Origin of the sequence: Rhizobium bangladeshense (assembly GCF_001662075.1) — a bacterium.
Taxonomy (GTDB): Bacteria; Pseudomonadota; Alphaproteobacteria; order Rhizobiales; family Rhizobiaceae; genus Rhizobium; species Rhizobium bangladeshense_B.
In genome coordinates, this window is record NZ_LYPL01000036.1 from 1 (window position 1) to 2,067 (window position 2,067).

Sequence of the window (2,067 nt, forward strand, 5' to 3'; positions counted from 1 at the left end):
GAACGTCAAGGGCTGCTCTTGAAGGTACAGTACCGCGAGCGGGCGCTTGTATAGCTCAGCAGCTTTTCGCAGCTGGGGAATGGATGGCTGGTCTTCACCCATCTCCCAAGCAGCAAGCTTTTCCTCATCGACGTCAAGCTTTTCGGCTGCGGTCGAAAGGTCAAACCCCGCAGTCTCCCTGGCCCATACCAATAGGGTGGGCTTGATTGTCGCTTTTGGTCGCTTGCTCATTTCAGTCCGTCATCCCCATAGGGCAAAGATCATTTTCGGTTCGGTTTGTAAATATGAGGTCAACGCCGCGGGAGCCAAGTGACGCCTGGCTGAGGCAGGAGGGTCCATTTCCGTGCGTGGCCGACTCGCGCTACCTCTGATGTAGGGCGTTCAAACGTACAATGCGAATTCTTGGCGCTACAACGATTCGCTATCGTTCTGGGAAAGGTGAGACGGGATGACGGCTGATGACGGCAATGAGCAACCTGCAGAAGCGGTAGCCACTAGGCCGCGATACCATTCCATCACCGCAGAGATGCTTGACGGTGTCAACTTCGAGCGGGCCATCGACGGAGCGGCCGCCGCTGACTGCCGCGAGTATCAAGACCTGTTCTCGAAAGCGGCGGAAGTTGCCGGAGAAGACGGCAACGAGAACTACGCAGTCGTCTATGCGGCACTGAGTGCGTTGTGCGGCTTTCATTTCAGGCCAAACGACGTCAATGACCCGTATGGGCCGATGGTGCAAATGGAAGGTAGACGATCCGCAATACCTGCAGACTTCCAAGCCACGGCAGATGCGGTTGCCATGATGGCCGAAACCGCTACTGACACAACGCTTAAAGCTCGCCTTTGCGATGTTGCCTGGCTTCTGAACCGGCGGCGTGTCGATCTTGGCCTTGCGGCGATCTCCGCCTACTGTCAGACAGTCCGTGACGTTGCAACCGGAGCCAAAAAGTTCCGATTTGAGAGGTCAAACTCCCCCTATAGCGCTCAAGCTCGCGATCTGTTGAAGCGAGCGTTAAGTCTCGCGACTATGCGATCCGTCGGCCTTGGCAGGCCTGAGGAAGCTGATGCTCGACAGTTGGTGGGTGTGCTTTTCCGCGACGCATTAACCGGAACAAATCTGCGAGACGTGCAGCGCATAGCCAAACTCGCCCTTCAGTACGATGTCGTTCCCGCGCTCGATATCGGCGGTTCAACTGAAGGTTGGCTGCAGAAGAACGACGTCGCTGATGACCACGACCGCCTCGATCTCCTTAGGCTTTCCGCCTCGGCTTACCATCAGGGCGGATCAATGCCTGACCATTACCGATGCAGGCTCGAAGCGGTCGATACCCAGGTGCGTATGGCACAGCGAGCGGAGGGAAATTCGGCGATGATGGCCGCGGGACTTCTTGCCGATGCCATCTCCGAACTGCACGGGATACCCGACGTCAAAGAACGGCGACGCGAACTTCGCCATCGTCTCGTCGATGTGCAGACCAACATAGCCGAAGAGATGGGAAGTTTTTCCCACGAGATTGATCTGAAGGAAATCATTGCTGAAAGAGAAGCTTCGTTCGAGGGCCTACCTTTGCGCGACATGCTCTTCGGCTTCGCCGATATGTCACATTCGCCATCCCCGGAAGAGCTTCGTGCGGAGGCAATAAGAAGCATCGACGACAACCCGTTGTCCTCGATCATTTCCGCTTCGTTTCATGATCGAGACGGAAAGATTTCGTATCGCTCGCCAGGCGTTGATCTGATGTCGGCCCCTACAGATGAAAGCCTCAGGGCGTCGATTGCACAATCGGGACGTATTCGAAGGCAGATATATGCCGCTGGGGACATTCAGACAGCACGCAGGCTGATCAATGAGCGCTATTTTGTGACGGACGAAACATTCTCCGCGCTGCTGAAGTACAGTGGGTTCGTGCCGAAAGAGCTGGTCCGAACGTACAGCAGAGGTTTTCGCCGCTTCTTTCAGGGTGACCCGGTGAGCGGTCTCTACATCTTAACGCCACTGCTGGAGGCCTCGATCCGCCACATGCTAAAAGGACGAGGCCACGACGTTTCCACGTTCGACAACGCCACCAA

Annotated in this window: 2 protein-coding genes; one reads left to right on the forward strand and one right to left on the reverse strand. The window is 56.2% G+C overall.

Annotation, left to right across the window (positions count from 1 at the left end):
• On the reverse strand, window positions 1-231 hold a 231-nt coding region (locus A7X77_RS30830; RefSeq protein WP_156668184.1), incomplete at its 3' end, for a helix-turn-helix domain-containing protein.
• Window positions 232-448: 217 nt separating this feature from the next.
• Between A7X77_RS30830 and A7X77_RS30835 the strand changes: the two genes are divergently transcribed.
• Window positions 449-2,067, forward strand: a 1,619-nt coding sequence (locus A7X77_RS30835) for a DUF7380 domain-containing protein (protein WP_064686593.1), incomplete at its 3' end; no start/stop codon positions are given.